Source organism: Xanthomonas sp. BRIP62418 (genome assembly GCF_003993495.1).
Classification (GTDB): domain Bacteria; phylum Pseudomonadota; class Gammaproteobacteria; order Xanthomonadales; family Xanthomonadaceae; genus Xanthomonas; species Xanthomonas euroxanthea.
The window spans coordinates 17,947-33,201 of sequence record NZ_QEZG01000061.1 but is presented as its reverse complement, the minus strand read 5'-3'; the positions used below and the strand labels follow the sequence as shown (position 1 = coordinate 33,201).

At 65.7% G+C, this 15,255-nt stretch carries 15 protein-coding genes and 1 tRNA gene; 6 read left to right on the top strand and 10 right to left on the bottom strand.

All coding sequences use genetic code 11. The features are described 5' to 3' along the window. The 6 genes from EO174_RS22445 to serS all read right to left on the bottom strand — a co-directional run. The coding region (locus EO174_RS22445; RefSeq protein WP_305847250.1) for a DNA polymerase ligase N-terminal domain-containing protein at positions 1–1,345 on the bottom strand (1,345 nt) is incomplete at its 3' end. Between the two features lie 13 nt (positions 1,346–1,358). Further along, positions 1,359–1,535, bottom strand: coding sequence for a DUF3606 domain-containing protein (locus EO174_RS22440; RefSeq protein WP_104582953.1), 177 nt, complete (start codon positions 1,533–1,535; stop codon positions 1,359–1,361). Between the two features lie 165 nt (positions 1,536–1,700). Then, positions 1,701–2,210, bottom strand: a complete 510-nt coding sequence (locus EO174_RS22435; protein WP_104582833.1) for a ferritin-like domain-containing protein — start codon at positions 2,208–2,210, stop codon at positions 1,701–1,703. A gap of 401 nt (positions 2,211–2,611) precedes the next feature. Beyond that, positions 2,612–2,701, bottom strand: a tRNA-Ser gene (locus EO174_RS22430). A gap of 305 nt (positions 2,702–3,006) precedes the next feature. Next, entirely contained in the window at positions 3,007–4,023 is a 1,017-nt protein-coding gene (locus EO174_RS22425) for a LysR family transcriptional regulator (RefSeq protein WP_016903391.1), read from the bottom strand. A gap of 462 nt (positions 4,024–4,485) precedes the next feature. Next, positions 4,486–5,766 carry a serine--tRNA ligase gene (serS, locus tag EO174_RS22420; RefSeq protein WP_119129135.1) on the bottom strand — a complete coding sequence of 427 codons (1,281 nt, stop codon included), beginning with the start codon at positions 5,764–5,766 and terminating at the stop codon, positions 4,486–4,488. A gap of 111 nt (positions 5,767–5,877) precedes the next feature. On the opposite strand from serS, the gene EO174_RS22415 reads away from it, so the two are divergent. Both EO174_RS22415 and EO174_RS22410 read left to right on the top strand, forming a co-directional pair. Beyond that, the gene (locus EO174_RS22415; RefSeq protein WP_164740305.1) at positions 5,878–6,543 is read left to right on the top strand and encodes an energy transducer TonB; all 666 of its coding nucleotides are present in this window, start codon (positions 5,878–5,880) and stop codon (positions 6,541–6,543) included. Between the two features lie 240 nt (positions 6,544–6,783). Next, positions 6,784–7,362 carry a TonB family protein gene (locus EO174_RS22410; RefSeq protein ID WP_241240067.1) on the top strand — a complete coding sequence of 193 codons (579 nt, stop codon included), beginning with the start codon at positions 6,784–6,786 and terminating at the stop codon, positions 7,360–7,362. A 156-nt stretch (positions 7,363–7,518) separates the two neighbouring features. On the opposite strand, the gene aroA is transcribed toward EO174_RS22410, so the two are convergent. From aroA to serC, 3 genes are all read right to left on the bottom strand, one after another. Beyond that, entirely contained in the window at positions 7,519–8,832 is a 1,314-nt protein-coding gene (gene aroA / locus EO174_RS22405; protein ID WP_126947610.1) for a 3-phosphoshikimate 1-carboxyvinyltransferase, read from the bottom strand. A gap of 125 nt (positions 8,833–8,957) precedes the next feature. Then, the gene (pheA, locus tag EO174_RS22400; RefSeq protein WP_119132432.1) at positions 8,958–10,160 is read right to left on the bottom strand and encodes a prephenate dehydratase; all 1,203 of its coding nucleotides are present in this window, start codon (positions 10,158–10,160) and stop codon (positions 8,958–8,960) included. A gap of 66 nt (positions 10,161–10,226) precedes the next feature. Continuing rightward, positions 10,227–11,312 (bottom strand): 3-phosphoserine/phosphohydroxythreonine transaminase, encoded by a 1,086-nt coding sequence (gene serC / locus EO174_RS22395; RefSeq protein WP_126947608.1) that lies wholly within the window; start codon positions 11,310–11,312, stop codon positions 10,227–10,229. 178 nt (positions 11,313–11,490) lie between these two features. Between serC and msrP the strand changes: the two genes are divergently transcribed. Together msrP and msrQ are read left to right on the top strand one after the other, a co-directional pair. Beyond that, positions 11,491–12,459 (top strand): protein-methionine-sulfoxide reductase catalytic subunit MsrP, encoded by a 969-nt coding sequence (msrP, locus tag EO174_RS22390; RefSeq protein ID WP_024940184.1) that lies wholly within the window; start codon positions 11,491–11,493, stop codon positions 12,457–12,459. Between the two features lie 152 nt (positions 12,460–12,611). Continuing rightward, positions 12,612–13,268: a protein-methionine-sulfoxide reductase heme-binding subunit MsrQ gene (gene msrQ, locus EO174_RS22385; RefSeq protein ID WP_104582827.1), complete on the top strand. Its 657-nt coding sequence runs from the start codon at positions 12,612–12,614 to the stop codon at positions 13,266–13,268. Here msrQ and EO174_RS22380 read toward each other — a convergent pair. Continuing rightward, on the bottom strand, positions 13,210–14,019 hold the full coding sequence (locus tag EO174_RS22380) for an FHA domain-containing protein (RefSeq protein ID WP_104648461.1): 810 nt from the start codon (positions 14,017–14,019) through the stop codon (positions 13,210–13,212). The genes msrQ and EO174_RS22380 overlap by 59 nt on opposite strands. Before the next feature lie 174 nt (positions 14,020–14,193). On the opposite strand from EO174_RS22380, the gene EO174_RS22375 reads away from it, so the two are divergent. Together EO174_RS22375 and EO174_RS22370 are read left to right on the top strand one after the other, a co-directional pair. After that, positions 14,194–14,469, top strand: coding sequence for a polyhydroxyalkanoic acid system family protein (locus EO174_RS22375; protein WP_102596972.1), 276 nt, complete (start codon positions 14,194–14,196; stop codon positions 14,467–14,469). A 181-nt stretch (positions 14,470–14,650) separates the two neighbouring features. Beyond that, entirely contained in the window at positions 14,651–15,205 is a 555-nt protein-coding gene (locus EO174_RS22370) for a phasin family protein (protein ID WP_115676698.1), read from the top strand. The last annotated feature ends 50 nt before the right edge of the window (positions 15,206–15,255 follow it).

Genomic DNA, 15,255 nt, shown 5'->3' with positions numbered 1-15,255 from the left:
GCCCAACGTAAAGCCAACCGTGCTTGGGGTCGGGCTTGGCCAGGAGCAACGACCCGAACCCCGCGCGGCTGCCCTTGGGCGCCGTGTAACCCACGACGGCAAACTCGTCGCTGGCCAGCTGCTTGGTCTTCTTCCAGTCCTCGCTCCGGCCTGCGTGATAGGCGCGGTCTGTACGCTTTGAGATGATGCCTTCAAAGTGGCGCTCGCCAGCCAGCCGGTAGGCCGATGCCCCATCGCCCTCGATGTGGGAGCTGAAGGCCAGGTGCCCTGGGCTGCCCTTCAACAACTCCTGCAGCAGTTGCTTGCGCTCCAGCAGGGGCGCCTCGGCAATATCCACCCCGTCGATGTGGAGCAAATCGAACAAGGCATAGGCCAACGTGCCTTGCCGTTCCCCGGACAGGGTGGCCTGGAGGAGATTGAAGTCCTCTTTGGTACCGCTGCCGGCGATGAGCTCACCGTCCAGCGCCCCCGACGTCAGCCCGAGGGCAGCGACGGCATCCCGGATTTCGGGAAGCTTTTTGGTCCATTCCAAGGCATTGCGGGACCAAAGGCGCACCTCACCGTCGGCAATCGTGGCCAGAATGCGGTAGCCATCCCACTTGATCTCATGCACCCAGTGGTCGCCCTGGGGTGGGGCATCGCCGAGCTTGGCCAGCTGCGGTTCGAAAGGGCCCTCTGGCGGCTCGGCTTTTTTGGCCTTGGTCAGCGCGGCGGCCTTCTTCGACCAATCCTTGCGACGGCCCTTCTTTGGCAGGGCCACGGTTGTGAGCTTTTTCTTGTCGGCCTTGCCAGCCCCTGCCCGCTTCAGATCTTCAGCAGGCGGCGAGACGACGTCGCCCAACAGGTCATCCGCTTCCACGTCGCCGGCAAAGGCATCGTCCTCTTTGAAGAGAAGCCATTGCGGCTGCTTGGCCGGCTTCCCTGACCGAACCAGGTGCCAGCCGCCCTTGAGCTTGGTGCCGAAGAGCTCGAAACGTAGATGTCCCTTGGCGAGTTGGGCCTCCGGGTCGCCCGACGTAGCCCACACCCCATGGTCAAACTGGGCGACGTGGCCGCCACCGTATTGCCCCTTCGGAATCTCGCCTTCAAAGGCGGCATAGTCCACGGGGTGGTCTTCGACCTCCACCGCCATGCGCTTGACCTTCGGATCGTAGCTGGGTCCTTTAGGAACGGCCCAGCTCTTGAGTGCATCACCGACCTGGAGCCGGAAGTCGTAATGACGGCGGCTGGCATGGTGAAGTTGCACCACGAAAATCGCCCGTTGCCCTGATGGCAACACCTTCCCCGGTTCGGGTTCCCTGGTCTTGTCGAAGCTCCGCTTGCGGCGGTATTCGGTGAGGGACATGCCCTACTCCCGGTTACTTGCCCAGGTGCCTACGCACGGCCGCTGCGGTGGGGCCGACAGCCTTGACCGCCGCCCGAAGCTCCTCGGCGCTAACGCCCAGAGCCTTGGTCCAATACTGCAGCTCGTAGTCTTCATTGACGTTGATGCGATCGCGATCCGGACTACCCGCGTTGTTCTTGTCATCAGTCATGGTGACCTCCTCGATGTGTGGCTATCTGCCATCGTGCCGGTGCTGCTTATTACGGTGCTCGCCCTATGGAAGTTCGGCACCTCCACCCATCGCAGAACACTGGAATGTGGCGCAGAGCAGCGCCCCGGCGGAACGGCCGCCAAGGCGCCGATGGGGATCCAATGGTTACTTCTTTGCCTCGACGCCCGGCGTTGCATCGCGCACCAGGAACTCTTCGGTGAGTTCCGGCAGGTGGGTCGCGAGCCAGTCGGCCATTGCTTCCTCCTGAACCAGAATCTGCTCGCACACCCGTGCCGTTTCCGGGTCGCCGGCGGTCTTGGCCGCCGCAATCAGCGCGGTGTAGGACGCGATTTCGAAGTGTTCAAAGACATAGCCGGCCATCGCGCCTTTCACGATTTCGTCCGATGCGGTCATCCCACCCACCGCCTGGCCAAGCGCTGCCATCTTGCCCATCACGTCCTTGATCGTGGAGGGAGAACCGCCCAAACGCTTGATACACCCCTCGAGCAGCTCTCGCTGGCCGATCGTTTCCTGGATGTGCTCTTCAATCCGCGCCTTCAAGACGGGGTAGTGCTCAATGCGGGACGCCTGGCCCCTCAACATGGTTTCGGCCTGCTGCTCCATCGCATGGGCATCGCGGAGCCAATCAAGCAGGTTTTCTCTGGGTTCGGCCATGAGGATATCCTCGTTAGATCAGGGGAAACCGCACCCTATCCAGCCAAACATTGAGGAAAAGCGATGTTGAAGTGACGGCGGAGCGAATCTGAGCAACGAAGCGTCGGTTACGGACGTAGCAGCGTGAAGTTCCGAGATTGCGCGCTGCACGTCATCAAGGCGGCTTCAGGCAGGTACTTCGCCTTTTCCCCTACCCGCAGTTTTGTCCATGGGCTCGGTTCCATGCTCTACGACATGCTGGCCACCAAGCTCGAGCATGCTCGGGCGCCCCAGGAGGACTTCGCCCGATTAGGGGACACCGAAGATAAGGGATGCACATGCGAGCGCTCCCTCTGCATGCATCCTGCATCCCAATCGACCCAATCCGGATCTCAATTTCAAATCAGTGATTTAAGAGACGATGGCGGAGAGAGTGGGATTCGAACCCACGGAAGGTTTGACCCTTCGCCGGTTTTCAAGACCGGTGCCTTAAACCGCTCGGCCATCTCTCCGATGCTGCTTTGCGCGACCGCCGAAGGCGTCGGGTGATCACGCTTGCGCCACGCGTGAAGCGGGTGACGTCTGTCCATGGACGCTGCATTGCGCGCTGCCCCCGACCCGGAATTGCTCCCGGGCGCGCATTCTCGCACGCCCGGGCGCGCTTTGCTAAGCGCCGCGTGTCGTTGAGCTGCACAGCGCTGCAAAGCGGTTCCGTTTGCCAGGTTACGCACCGCTCCCGATTACGCAGCGCTGCCAGGCGACACAGCGCTGATTGGCCGACATCCACACCCCGGATGTCGACGACCAGGCACAGCGATCAGCCGGCTTCGGCTACGGCCAGGCGCGGTGCGGTTGCGGCCGCACGCTTGAGCTTCTCGGCCAGCTCGGCGCAATTGCCGCCGCAATCCAGTCGCGAGCGTTCGATTTCCTGCGGCAGGTGTTCGGCCAGAAAGTCGATGAACACCCGCACCGCCGGCAGCAGGCCGCGCCGCGAGGCGAACACCGCGTGGCAGATGCCTTGCGGCAGCGACCAGTGCGGCAGCACCACTTCCAGCTCGCCGCTGCGCACTGCCTGGGCGCATACGGTTTCCGGCAGCATGGTGATGCCGAAGCCATCGCGCGCCATCGACTGCAGCAGCGGGAAATCGAAGCCGGCCAGCCGCGGCTGCAGGTCCACGCGGCGCATCTCGCCATTGGGGCCGTGCAACTCCCAGCGCTGGTGCGCTTCGTCTTCACTGGTGCTCATGGTGGTGTGGTTGGCCAGCTCGCTCGGGTCCTTGGGACGCCCGGCGCGGTCCAGATACTTGGGGCTGGCCACTAGCAACTCCTGCACCTGGCCGAAGCTGCGCATCACCAGGCTGCCGTCGTCGTCCAGGCGCGAGCGCACGCGCAGCGCGATGTCGTAGCCCTCATTGATGACATCGACGCGGCGATTGCTGATGTTGAGCTGCAGCCGCACCTTGGGGTACTTGGCCAGGAATTCCGGCAATAGCTTGGGCAACTGGATCTGCGCCAGCGAGACCGGAACGCTCACGCGGACAAGGCCGCGCGGCTCGGCGCTGAGACGGTCCACCACCTCGCGCGCGGCCTGCGCTTCGGCCAGCATGGTCTGGGCATGCCGGTGCACGCTGGTGCCGACATCGGTGACTGCAAAGCGGCGCGTGGAGCGCTGCAACAGGCGCACGCCCAGGTCGGTTTCGAGCTGGCTGATGCGGCGGCTCAGGCGCGACTTGGGGATTCCGAGCGCACGCTCGGCTGCAGCGAAGCCGCCGTGGTCCACCACCATCGCGAAGTAATACAGGTCATTCAGGTCGTGCATGGCGCAGGCATCCATGGATAGAACGATAAGTGACATTTAATCACCTTTATCCCAACAGAGCAACGACCTGATACACCAGAAATGTAGTTTCATGCAATCAGGACCGCGAACTGCGGCGCTCCGAGCTCCGTCGGTTTCGCCACGGTAAATGCATAGCTGGCGGCGCGCGGCTGGGGTGGAGAAAAAACGCCAGAGCGCTTCGCCACGATCGGGCGACGCAAAGGCCGCTGCATGGACATGCAAACGGGGCCATCACTGGCCCCGTTCCTGTTCCAGGTTTGTCGGTGACGCGGCGGCACATCTGGCAGCCCAGCAGCCACGCGGGCACCACTGCTTAAGTGACTGACGAACGCGGGAGCGGTCGTCAATGGGAGCTGACGGCACACGCGGCACCGCGTATCACAGCTGCACGACAACGCCGGGCATCGGCCGCGCCCGCCTGACAGCTGCGCTGCGCGGCAATTGCGCCAACCGCTCCTACCCGATCCGCTCGATCCCGCCCATGTACGGACGCAGCGCCTCGGGAACATCGATCGAGCCATCGGCGTTTTGGTAGTTCTCCATCACCGCGATCATCGCGCGGCCCACTGCGGTGCCGGAACCGTTGAGTGTGTGCAGCAGTTCCGGCTTGCCGCTGGCCGGGTTACGCCAGCGCGCCTGCATGCGCCGCGCCTGGAAATCGCCACAGTTCGAGCACGACGAAATCTCGCGGTAGGTGCTCTGCGATGGCAGCCACACTTCCAGATCGTAGGTCTTGATCGCGGAGAACCCCATGTCGCCGGTGCACAGCAGCACCTTGCGATACGGCAGGCCGAGTTTTTCCAGCACCACTTCGGCACAACGCGTCATGCGCTGATGTTCGGCATCGCTGTGTTCCGGCGCGCAGGCGGTGACCAGTTCCACTTTTTCGAACTGGTGCTGGCGGATCATGCCGCGCGTGTCGCGGCCGCCGCTACCGGCTTCGGCGCGGAAGCACATCGAGTGTGCAGTCATGCGCAGCGGCAGACGCTCGGCGTCGACGATCTCGTCGCGCACGATGTTGGTCAGCGGCACCTCGGAGGTAGGGATCAGGTAGCGGCGCGATTCACCCACTTCGGTCTGGAACAGGTCGTCCTCGAACTTGGGCAGTTGCCCGGTCCCGCGCATCGACTCGGCATTGACCAGCAGCGGCACGTTGGTTTCTTCGTAGCCATGCTCGCCGACATGCAGGTCGAGCATGAATTGCGCCAGCGCGCGGTGCAGCCGCGCGACCGGCCCACGCAGCACGGTGAAACGCGCACCCGACAGCTTGGCAGCGGTCTCGCCGTCCAGCCAGCCGTGCGGCGCGCCAAGTTCCACATGGTCCTTGACCGGGAAATCGAACTGGCGCGGCGTGCCCCAGCGCGCCTGCTCGACGTTCTCGCTCTCGTCCTTGCCCTGCGGCACATCGTCGGCCGGTAGATTGGGCAGGCCCAGCGCAATGGTCTCGAGCTTGGCGCGGATCACGTCCAGCGCTTCTTCGGAGGCCTTGAGCTCCTCACCAAAACCGGCCACCTCGGCCATCAGCGCAGTGACATCCTCGCCCTTGGCCTTGGCCTGCCCGATCGCCTTGGATTTGGAATTGCGCTGGCTCTGCAGTTCCTGCGTGCGCACCTGGATGCGCTTGCGCTCGCTTTCCAGCGACTCCAGTTCCGCGGTGTCCAGGGAGAAACTGCGCGTGCTGCGCAGGCGCTCGGCAAGGTCGGCGGGATGTTGGCGAAGCAGGGCCGGATCTAGCATCGGGAGTCTGTGAGTCAGTGGGAAGCGCGAGATTATCGCCTGTTCCGCCACCTGCTGCGATCGATTCACCGCCGCTATGCCAGAATTGGCCCGATCCTTCAGGTGAGCCCTATGCCCGCGCCCCGCCCTGCGTCCGATCGCCAGATCGTCCTGCGACTGCCCCGCCACACCCTGAAAATTGCCGGTATCGCTTTCGTTGCCGGCCTGTTGTTGTTCCTGCTGGTGTGGGCCACCGGCCGCAAGGACGACTTCTACAAGGCCTCGCCGGCCCACCCGGCTGCCGGTGTGCAGGCCGACGACAGCATCCAGCCGCTGCCTGCGCCGCTACCGGCCCAGGACGGCGCCAGCGACATGCCGCAGGCCAAACCGCCGGAAGAAACGCCGACGCTGGTGGAGACCGTGCCGCCGGCTGCGCCTGCCCCCATGCCGTTGCCTGAAGACGCGGTTCCCGGTGCGCCGGGCAGCGCGGCCCCGTCAAGCGCCGCGGCTGCTGCAGGCGGAGATCGCCCGGTGCCGATGCAGGGTCAGATGCCGCCGCCGCGCTATCCCTCGGCGGCGTTGCGTCGCGGCGATGCCGGCGACGTGGTGGTGCGGGTGGACGTGGACGCGGCGGGCAACCCGGGCGGAGTGACGCTGGTGCAGCGCAGCGGCTCACGCGACCTGGACCGCGCCGCAATGGAAGCGGTGCGTCGCTGGCGCTTCCATCCGGCACAGCGCAATGGCCAGCCGATTGCCGGGAGCCTGGATATCCCGTTCGAGTTCAAGCCGGCGCAGTAAGAGGCGCGGCGGTGGGATGCGTCGGTTGCCCCGCACGCCGACGACGGCCCACCTGCCGCAGGCGAGGAGAGCGCCGTGGGTTGACCGGAGATGGCGGATCGAACTGGACCCGGCACCGGCTTGACCAAGCTGAATGTCTACCGCGCGTTGAATCCTCCTGAGTGCCCTGCCTTAGCTGCGCCTCAGGCAAGGCCGACCAGACTGGTCGCGTCATCCCAAAGATGCGCCAGGAGGCCGGCCATGTCCTTCATCTCCAATTCCTCGCCACATCCCACGCAGGCATTGCCGCAGCGCTCCGCGCACACCGACGACCACGTCCACGACGACGCTGCTGATGGCGCCTCGCCCTGGCTATGGGCGACCCTGCTGGCGGTGCTGGTGGTGGTGCCGACCTGGTGGTGGGCCCGACACAGCGACGAATCTTTCGCGACCGATACGCGCCCGGCGCCTGCGGCCAGCCGCCAGATCCTGCCGACATCGGAAGGCCCGCGCGCCATGACCATGATTGCGCATCAACCCGTGCGCGCGCCGACCAGCACCGAAGAAGCGATTCCGCTGCCTGGCAATGCGATGCCACGCTATCCCTCAGACATCGCACAGGCCGGTATCGAAGGCAGTCGTACTGCGCGCCTGCAACTGGATGTGCAAGGCCGGGTGAGCGATGTGAGCATCGTCGATCGCAGCGGCAGCAACGACCCGCGCCTGGATGCAGCGGTGATGGACAGCTTGCGTCAGTGGCGCTTCGAGCCAGCCACCCGCGATGGCCATGCAGTGGTCAGCAGCGTGCAGGTGCCGGTGGAGTTCACCGCAGAGCGCTGAGTGGGATCACCACTCGAGTGGGCTAGCGGTATCGCCGCACTGACTGCAAGGCGACACCCGAACCTCGACTGACAGGCGTTGCGCGCCAGCGCCGCCTCGACCGGCAATCCTTGCCGGCCAAGAACTACCGCTTTTGTTCAAACGCTGTCTGTCTACTCAGGCTGTTTCAAGCCCGAAACCGGCACCCCGCGCCAGGCTGTCGAACCCCGGGAACGAGGTGGCGACATTGGCCACGTCGTTGACCCGCACGTCGCCGGTGGACAGCTGGCCGGCAATGGCAAACGCCATCGCGATGCGGTGGTCGCCGTGGCTCTCGATCACGCCGCTGCCGATGCTGCCGCCGTGAATGGTGGCGCCATCGGGGGTCTCATCGACCTGCACGCCGAGCGCGCGCAGGCCGGTGGCCATCGCTGCAAGGCGATCGGATTCCTTGACCCGCAATTCGGCAGCGCCACTGACCACGGTCTGCCCGGTTGCCGCCGCAGCGGCCACAAACAGCGCCGGGAATTCGTCGATCATGTCCGGCACCAGGGCTTCGGGAATCTGCGCGCCCTGCAGCGGCGCGTAGCGTACGCGCAGATCGGCCACCGGCTCGCCGCCATGCTCGGCATGCTGTTCTTCGGCGATATCCGCGCCCATCAGCCGCAGTGCCGCCAGCAGCCCGGTGCGCCGGGGATTCAGGCCCACCGCACGCAGCAGCACGTTCGAGCCGGGAATGATGCTGGCTGCCACGATGAAGAACGCCGCCGAGGAGAAATCCGCAGGCACCGCGATATCGGTCGCGCGCAGGCGCTGGCCGCCGCGCAGGCGGGCCTTGCCGGGCGAGAAATCGATCTCCACGCCGAATGCGGACAGCATGCGCTCGGTGTAGTCGCGGGTGGGATGCGGCTCGGCGACCGAGGTTTCGCCCTGCGCATATAGGCCTGCCAGCAACACGGCGGATTTGACCTGCGCACTGGCAACCGGCGAGACGAAGTCGATGCCGTGCAGCGTCTGCCCGCCATGCACGCGCAGCGGCGGGGTGCCGTCGTCTTCGGTGTCGATACGCGCGCCCATCTGTGCCAGCGGGCCGGTCACGCGCCGCATCGGGCGCTTGGACAGCGATGCATCGCCGACCAGCACGCTGTCGAAGCGCTGCGCCGCCAGCAGGCCAGCGAGCAGGCGCATGCCGGTGCCGGCATTGCCACAGTCCAGCGCCTCGCTGGGCGGTTGCAGACCATCCACGCCCACGCCGTGCACGATGCGCTGCGACGCCGACGGCGTGTCGATACGCACGCCGAGCTGGGCGAAAATGGCCGCGGTGGACCGGGTGTCTTCGCCTTCGAGAAAACCATCGATCTGCGATACGCCATCGGCCAGGGCGGCGAACATCACCGCGCGATGCGAGACGGATTTATCGCCGGGAATGGCCAGGCTGCCCTGCAAGGCGCTGCCCTGCCGGGCGATCCAGTGCTGCGTGCTGCTGCTCATGCGTGTGATCCGATTGCTGCGGCATCGCCCTGTGCGGCGATGCGCGTTGAAGAGTGTCGTGGCGCTGCCGTCACCTCGCCGGCGACGGCATGCCGGTCAGGACTGCGCTTGCCGGACGCACGCGCTCAGGGAATGGCGACCGGGTACGAGCCCAGCACCTTGATCTGTGCCGAGTGCGCTTCCAGTTCGGCCAGCGCCTGCTTCATCGCCTCGTCCTCCACGTGGCCGGCCAGGTCGATGAAGAAGCCATATTCCCACTTGGCCTGATGCGAGGGACGCGACTCGATGCGGTTCATGCTGATGCCATGCCGCGCGAACGGGCTGAGCACGTCGAACAACGCGCCCGGCTTGTCGTGGATGAACACCAGCACCGAGGTGCGGTCATGCCCGGAGGTGGGAAAGATCTGCCGGCCAATCACCAGAAAACGCGTGGTGTTGTCGTCGTCGTCTTCGATCGACTTCATGATGACTTTCTTCAAGCCATACACATGCGCGGCGCTTTCGCCGCCGATCGCCGCGGCATCTTCGGCATTGCGGGCGCGGCGCGCGCCTTCGGCATTGCTGGAGACGGCGATCTTCTCGACCTTGGGCAGGTGCGACCGCAGCCAGCCGGCGGTCTGCGCAAACGACTGCGAATGCGCGTAGATGCGCTCGATGTCTTCCAGCCGGCCATTGCGCGAGAGCAGGTACTGGTGCACGCGCAGCTCGACTTCACCGCAGATTTTCAGGTTCGAGGTCAGGAACATGTCCAGCGTGACCTGGATGGTGCCCTGGCCGGAATTTTCCACCGGCACCACGCCGAAATCGGCATTGCCCGCTTCCACTTCCTGGAACACCTCCTCGATGGTGGCCATCGGCAGACCCACCGCCGACCGGCCGAAGTGCTTGAGCACCGCCTGCTGGCTGAAGGTGCCTTCCGGGCCGAGATAGCCGATCTTCAGCGGCTCCTGCTGGGCCAGGCACGCGGACATGATTTCGCGATACACGTGCACCAGCACTTCATCGCTAAGCGGGCCTTCGTTGCGGTCCACCACCATGCGCAGCACCTGCGCCTCGCGCTCGGGCCGGTAGTAATCCACCGCCGCGGCGAGCTTGCCCTTGGCCTTGCCGACCTGATGGGCAAAGTTGGCGCGCTCGGCGATCAACGCCTGGATGGTGCGGTCGATCTCGTCGATCTTGGCGCGCACATCGGCCAGCACCGGTGCCGCCGTGGCCGGCTTGATCGCGCGCTTGTCTGCAGCGTTGCCGGCAGCCTTGGCGGCGGACTTGCCTGCCGGTTTGGTCTTGCCGCCGGTGGCGGCACTGGGCTTGTTGGACTTGGGAGCCATCGCTCGGCATTCCTTGAAATTGCGGCGCATGCGCCTGCGCGGCATGCGCCGCGGTCGAATGAAGACTCAGCCGTGACGCTGCTGGAAGTCGTGCATGAAGCTCGCCAGCGCCTGTGCGCCCGCCACCGGCATCGCGTTGTACAAGGACGCGCGAATGCCGCCGACCGCCTTGTGCCCCTTCAGCGCCAGCAGACCGGCTGCCTTGGATTCGCTAACGAACAACGCATCCAGCTGCTCGTCGGCCAGGAAGAACGGGATGTTCATGCGCGAGCGCACCGCCGGGGTGACCAGGTTGCGGTAGAACCCGCCGGAACCATCGATCGCGCCATACACCAGCGCGGCCTTTTCGGCGTTGCGGCGGGCGAACTCCTCCACCCCGCCCTGCTCCAGCATCCACTTCACGGTGAGTCCGAGCAGATACCAGTTCCAGGTCGGCGGCGTGTTGAGCATCGAATCGCGTGCGGCGTGCGAGGCGTAGTTGAAGATGTCCGCGCGCGGCTGGCCAGCGCGTTCGAGCAGGTCGCGCCGCACGATCAGCACCGAGATGCCGACCGGGCCCAGGTTCTTCTGCGCGCCGGCATAGATCAGCCCATAGCGCGACACATCCAGCGGCTCGGAGGCGATCGAGGAACTGAAATCGGCAAACAGCGGCAGCGTGCCCACCGCCGGCGTGTCGCGGAACTCGACGCCGTGGATGGTCTCGTTGGCGGTGATGTGCACGTAGGCCGAGTGCGGCGACAAGGTCCAGCTGGCCACTGGCGGAATGTCGGTGAAGCCGCCCGCCTGGCCGTCGGCGGCAATGCGTGCATCCACATAGGTGGCCGCCTGCCTGATCGCGGTCTTGCCCCAGTGGCCGGTGATCACGTAGTCGGCGGCCTGGCCGGGTGCGGCGAAATTGAGTGGCAGCAGCGCCTGGATGGTGGTGGCACCACCGGCGGTGAACAGCACCGCATAGTCATCGGGAATCGACAGCAAGCGGCGCAGATCGGCTTCGGCCGCGGCCGCCACGGCCATGAAATCGGCGCTGCGGTGGCTGATTTCCACGATCGAGGCGCCGACGCCGTTCCATTCGACCATCTCCGCCTGCGCCTGGCGCAGGACCGATTCCGGCAATGTCGCAGGGCCGGCACTGAAATTGAACGCGCGTGTCATGGCACACCTTGTCGAGCTAGCCTTCTAGTATGCCGCAGCGCACCGGCCTTGGCAGCGTCGCAGAAAAGTTGCATGTGCATCCTTCTCACTGGCGGAGACGTATGGTTTGCGTAGGCCATCGGCAGCGCCATCACGGTGGTCCGTTATTCTCATCAGCAGCCACTGTCAGGAGCGAGCCATGTCCCTTCGCGATGTCTTGAAGACGCCGTCCAGCGAGATCACCGATGAGGCCGTCTACCGCGACCGACGCCGGCTGCTGCAGCTGTTTGCCCTGACCCCGGCGCTGGGCGTGGCCGGCTGCGCCGAGGCCGATCCGCCGCCTCCGCCCAAGACCGTGGTGACCCCGGCGCAGGCGCGCAGCGGCTTCCGGACCGCCGAGGAACTGACTCGGCTGGAAGACGTCACCAGCTACAACAACTTCTACGAGTTCGGCACCGACAAGACCGACCCGTCCAAGGCCGCCAAGACCCTGAAGCTGTCGCCATGGTCGGTGAAGGTCAGTGGCGAGTGCGAAAAGCCCGGTAGCCTGTCGCTGGACGAATTGCTCAAGGGCATCAGCGCGGAAGAACGCATCTACCGGCTGCGTTGCGTGGAAGGCTGGTCGATGGTGATCCCGTGGACGGGGGTGCCGCTGGGCGAGGTGCTCAAGCGCTTCGCGCCAACCTCCAAGGCCAAGTACGTGGCGTTCACCACGTTGGCCGACCCGCAGCAGATGCCGGGCGTGCGCTACCGCTCGATCAACTGGCCATACCGCGAAGGCCTGCGCATCGACGAAGCGATGCATCCGCTGACCCTGCTGGCCACCGGCCTGTACGGCAAGCCTCTGCCGCAGCAGAACGGCGCGCCGCTGCGGCTGGTGGTGCCGTGGAAGTACGGCTTCAAGAGCATCAAGTCGATCGTGGAGATCCGCTTCGTCGAGAAGATGCCCGAAACCGCCTGGCACGACCTGCAGCCCTCCGAATACGGGTTCTTTTCCAACGTCAATCCGGCGGTGGACCATCCGCGCTGGAGCCAGAAGACCGAGCGCCGCATCGCCGGCACCGCCAGCAAGCTGTTCGCCGAGCGGATCGCGACCAAGCCGTTCAACGGCTATGCGGACCAGGTCGCTTCGCTGTACGCAGGCATGGACCTGAAGAAGTGGTTCTAGGCAACAACCCCTCTGATATCCATCTGCCGTAGGAGCGCACCCGGGCGCGACGGGCTTTGCTGGTGATGCCCGTCGCGCCCGGGTGCGCTCCTACGTTTCATGTCCGCGCACGTTTCCTGCCCGCGCGGCATCGCTTCCTTCTTCGAGATCGCATGGCCAAGACGTCCGCATCCCTGATCGCCGCCAAGACCCTGGTGCATGTCGCCGCACTGACGCCGATCGCCTTGCTCGGCTGGCAGTTCTGGCAGGTGTGGCAAACCGGCAGCGATGCGCTGGGCGCCGATCCGGTGGCCGAGATCGAGCACCGCACCGGGCTATGGGCGCTGCGCTTCCTGTTGATCACCCTGGCGATCACGCCGCTGCGCCAGCTCACCGGCCAGGCGCTGCTGATCCGCTTCCGGCGCATGCTCGGGCTGTACGCGTTCTTCTATGCCAGCGTGCACCTGGCGGCCTACCTGAGCCTGGATCTGCGCGGCTTCTGGACCCAGATCTTCGAGGAGATCCTCAAGCGTCCCTACATCACGGTCGGCTTTGCGGCATGGCTGCTGCTGGTGCCGCTGGCGATCACCTCCACCCAGGGCTGGATGCGGCGGCTCAAGCGCAACTGGGGCCGCCTGCACCTGCTGATCTACCCGATCGGGCTGCTGGCGGTACTGCACTTCTGGTGGCTGGTGAAATCCGACATCCGCGAACCGGCGCTGTATGCCGGCATTCTGGCCGTGCTGCTGGGCTGGCGGATCTGGAAAAAACTCAGCGCGCGCCGAACCACAGCAAGGCGCTCAACGCCGCCGCCAGCAACACCGCGCTGAGCAGCAGCCATGGCCAGCGCGCGACCTTGACCGGCGCACGCGCCGGCTCGCTGGTCGCGCGTGGCAGCGGCTGCGGCTCCGACTCGGGGATGTCCCAGGTGGTGCCGTGATGGATACGCGGCACCTCGACGACAAAGCGGTGGCGCGCGTCGAACACGACCTGGTCGCCGGCCTGCAACCAACCGTCGCGCACCTGCACGCCGTTGATCCAGCTGCCTTCTTCCGAGCCCAGATCACGGATCAGCACACGGTCGCCGTGGCGCTCCAGCCGCGCGTGCTGGGCGGCAAAGGCCGGGTCGTCGATGACGATGTCCGCCGCCGGGTCACTGCCGACCAGCCGGGAGCGGTCCAGGGTGAAGCTGCGCCCGTGATGACGGCCGCCGAGCCCGCGCAACAGCAGGCAGACCTCGCTCAGGCCGGTCTCGTCGTCTTGAACATCGCTGGCCGGCGCGCTCGACGGCGCACTGCGCAGGAGCATCTCCACGCCGTCGGCGTAGATCGCATCGCCGGGGCGCAGCAGCGCCATGCGCCGCACCGGGCGTCCGTTGACGTGGATGCCACGGATCCCGTTGGCCACCTGCAGCCACAGCCCGCGCTGGTCCAGGCAGAACTGCGCCAACAGCAGCGCCCCCTGCGCATCGGCAACCACCCGCACGCTGCCGGAGGCATGGCGGACGATCCGGTGGACGCCGGGCTTGAGGGAATGATCCGGCTGCTGCCGGTGGGTGAAATGAACTTGCAGATCGCGCACCCGCCGCAGCCTAGCAGGTTTGCCACGCGCCGCGGCCAACAACCTGACCGGTGTCGCCCCGCCCCATGCACCGGGCCGGGGCGTCGTTGCCGCTGCGTGCCACGCGCGCGGCACTTGGAGCCTGGCGCGCGCATGCGCACAATGCGCGCTCCTTTCGTCTTTTCCATGGAACCCATGTCCAGCATCGATATCCGCCACGACCATGCCCTGTCGCCGGCCCAGGCCCGCGCAGCGATCGACGCGGCGGCCCGCAAGCTGACCGATCGCTACGGCGTCGCCTCGCATTGGGAAGGCGATACCTTGCGTATCGCGCGTGCCGGCGTGGATGGGGCGATCGCCCTGTTGCCGCAGCAGGTGCATGTCACCGCCGAGCTTGGCTTCCTGTTGTCGGCGATGCAGCCGATGGTGGAATCGGAGATCCGTCGCCTGCTGGCCGAAAAACTCGCCTGAGCGTGCAGCGCCGCTGATCGGGTCTGATCGCCTGGCTCGGCCTGACTGCACTATCGCTTCAGCAACAAGTCAGCCGCGCCGTCCGTTGCAGGGGGATGCTTCATGGGTGCTTCACCTGCTCGATGCAGTGCCCGGACTAGGGTGAAGGCAACGTCACTTGGCAACCCAACAGGAGCATTCCATGACGACCGGATACGATCAGAACGGCAAGCGCGACGATGCAGCGCACGGCTTCCAGGCGCAGGCAGAACAGATTTCGCGCCGGCTCGGTGAATCGGCACAGACGGTATGGCTGGCCGGGCTCGGTGCGCTGGGTCGGGTGCAGAGCGAGGGGGGCAAGCTGTTCGACTCGCTGGTGCGCGAAGGCGCAGCGTACGAGCGCAGCGGCCAGCGCAAGGCGGCTGAAAGCGTCGACGAGCTGCGCGAAGAGGTGGAAACCCAGTTCGAGCAGGCACGCGACACGGCAGTGCGCGGCTGGGACAAGCTGGGCAAGGCCTTCGACGAACGCGTCAAGGGGGTCTTGCGCACGCTCAACATCCCCGAGCAGGACGAACTGGAAAACCTGCGTCGCGAGGTGGAATCGCTCAAGGCCCAGGTGCGTGCCAATACCGCCGCGACCAAGCGCGCCAACCGCACCGCCAACCAGGCAGCGCAGGCCGCAAGCAGCGACACCACCGGCGCAGGCACAGCCACCGGCAGCGCCACCTCAAACAATGCTGCATTTGATGGTGAATAAGACAGTTCGGCAATGTTGCAAAGCAGCATGATTTTTTAGACAATCGGGAA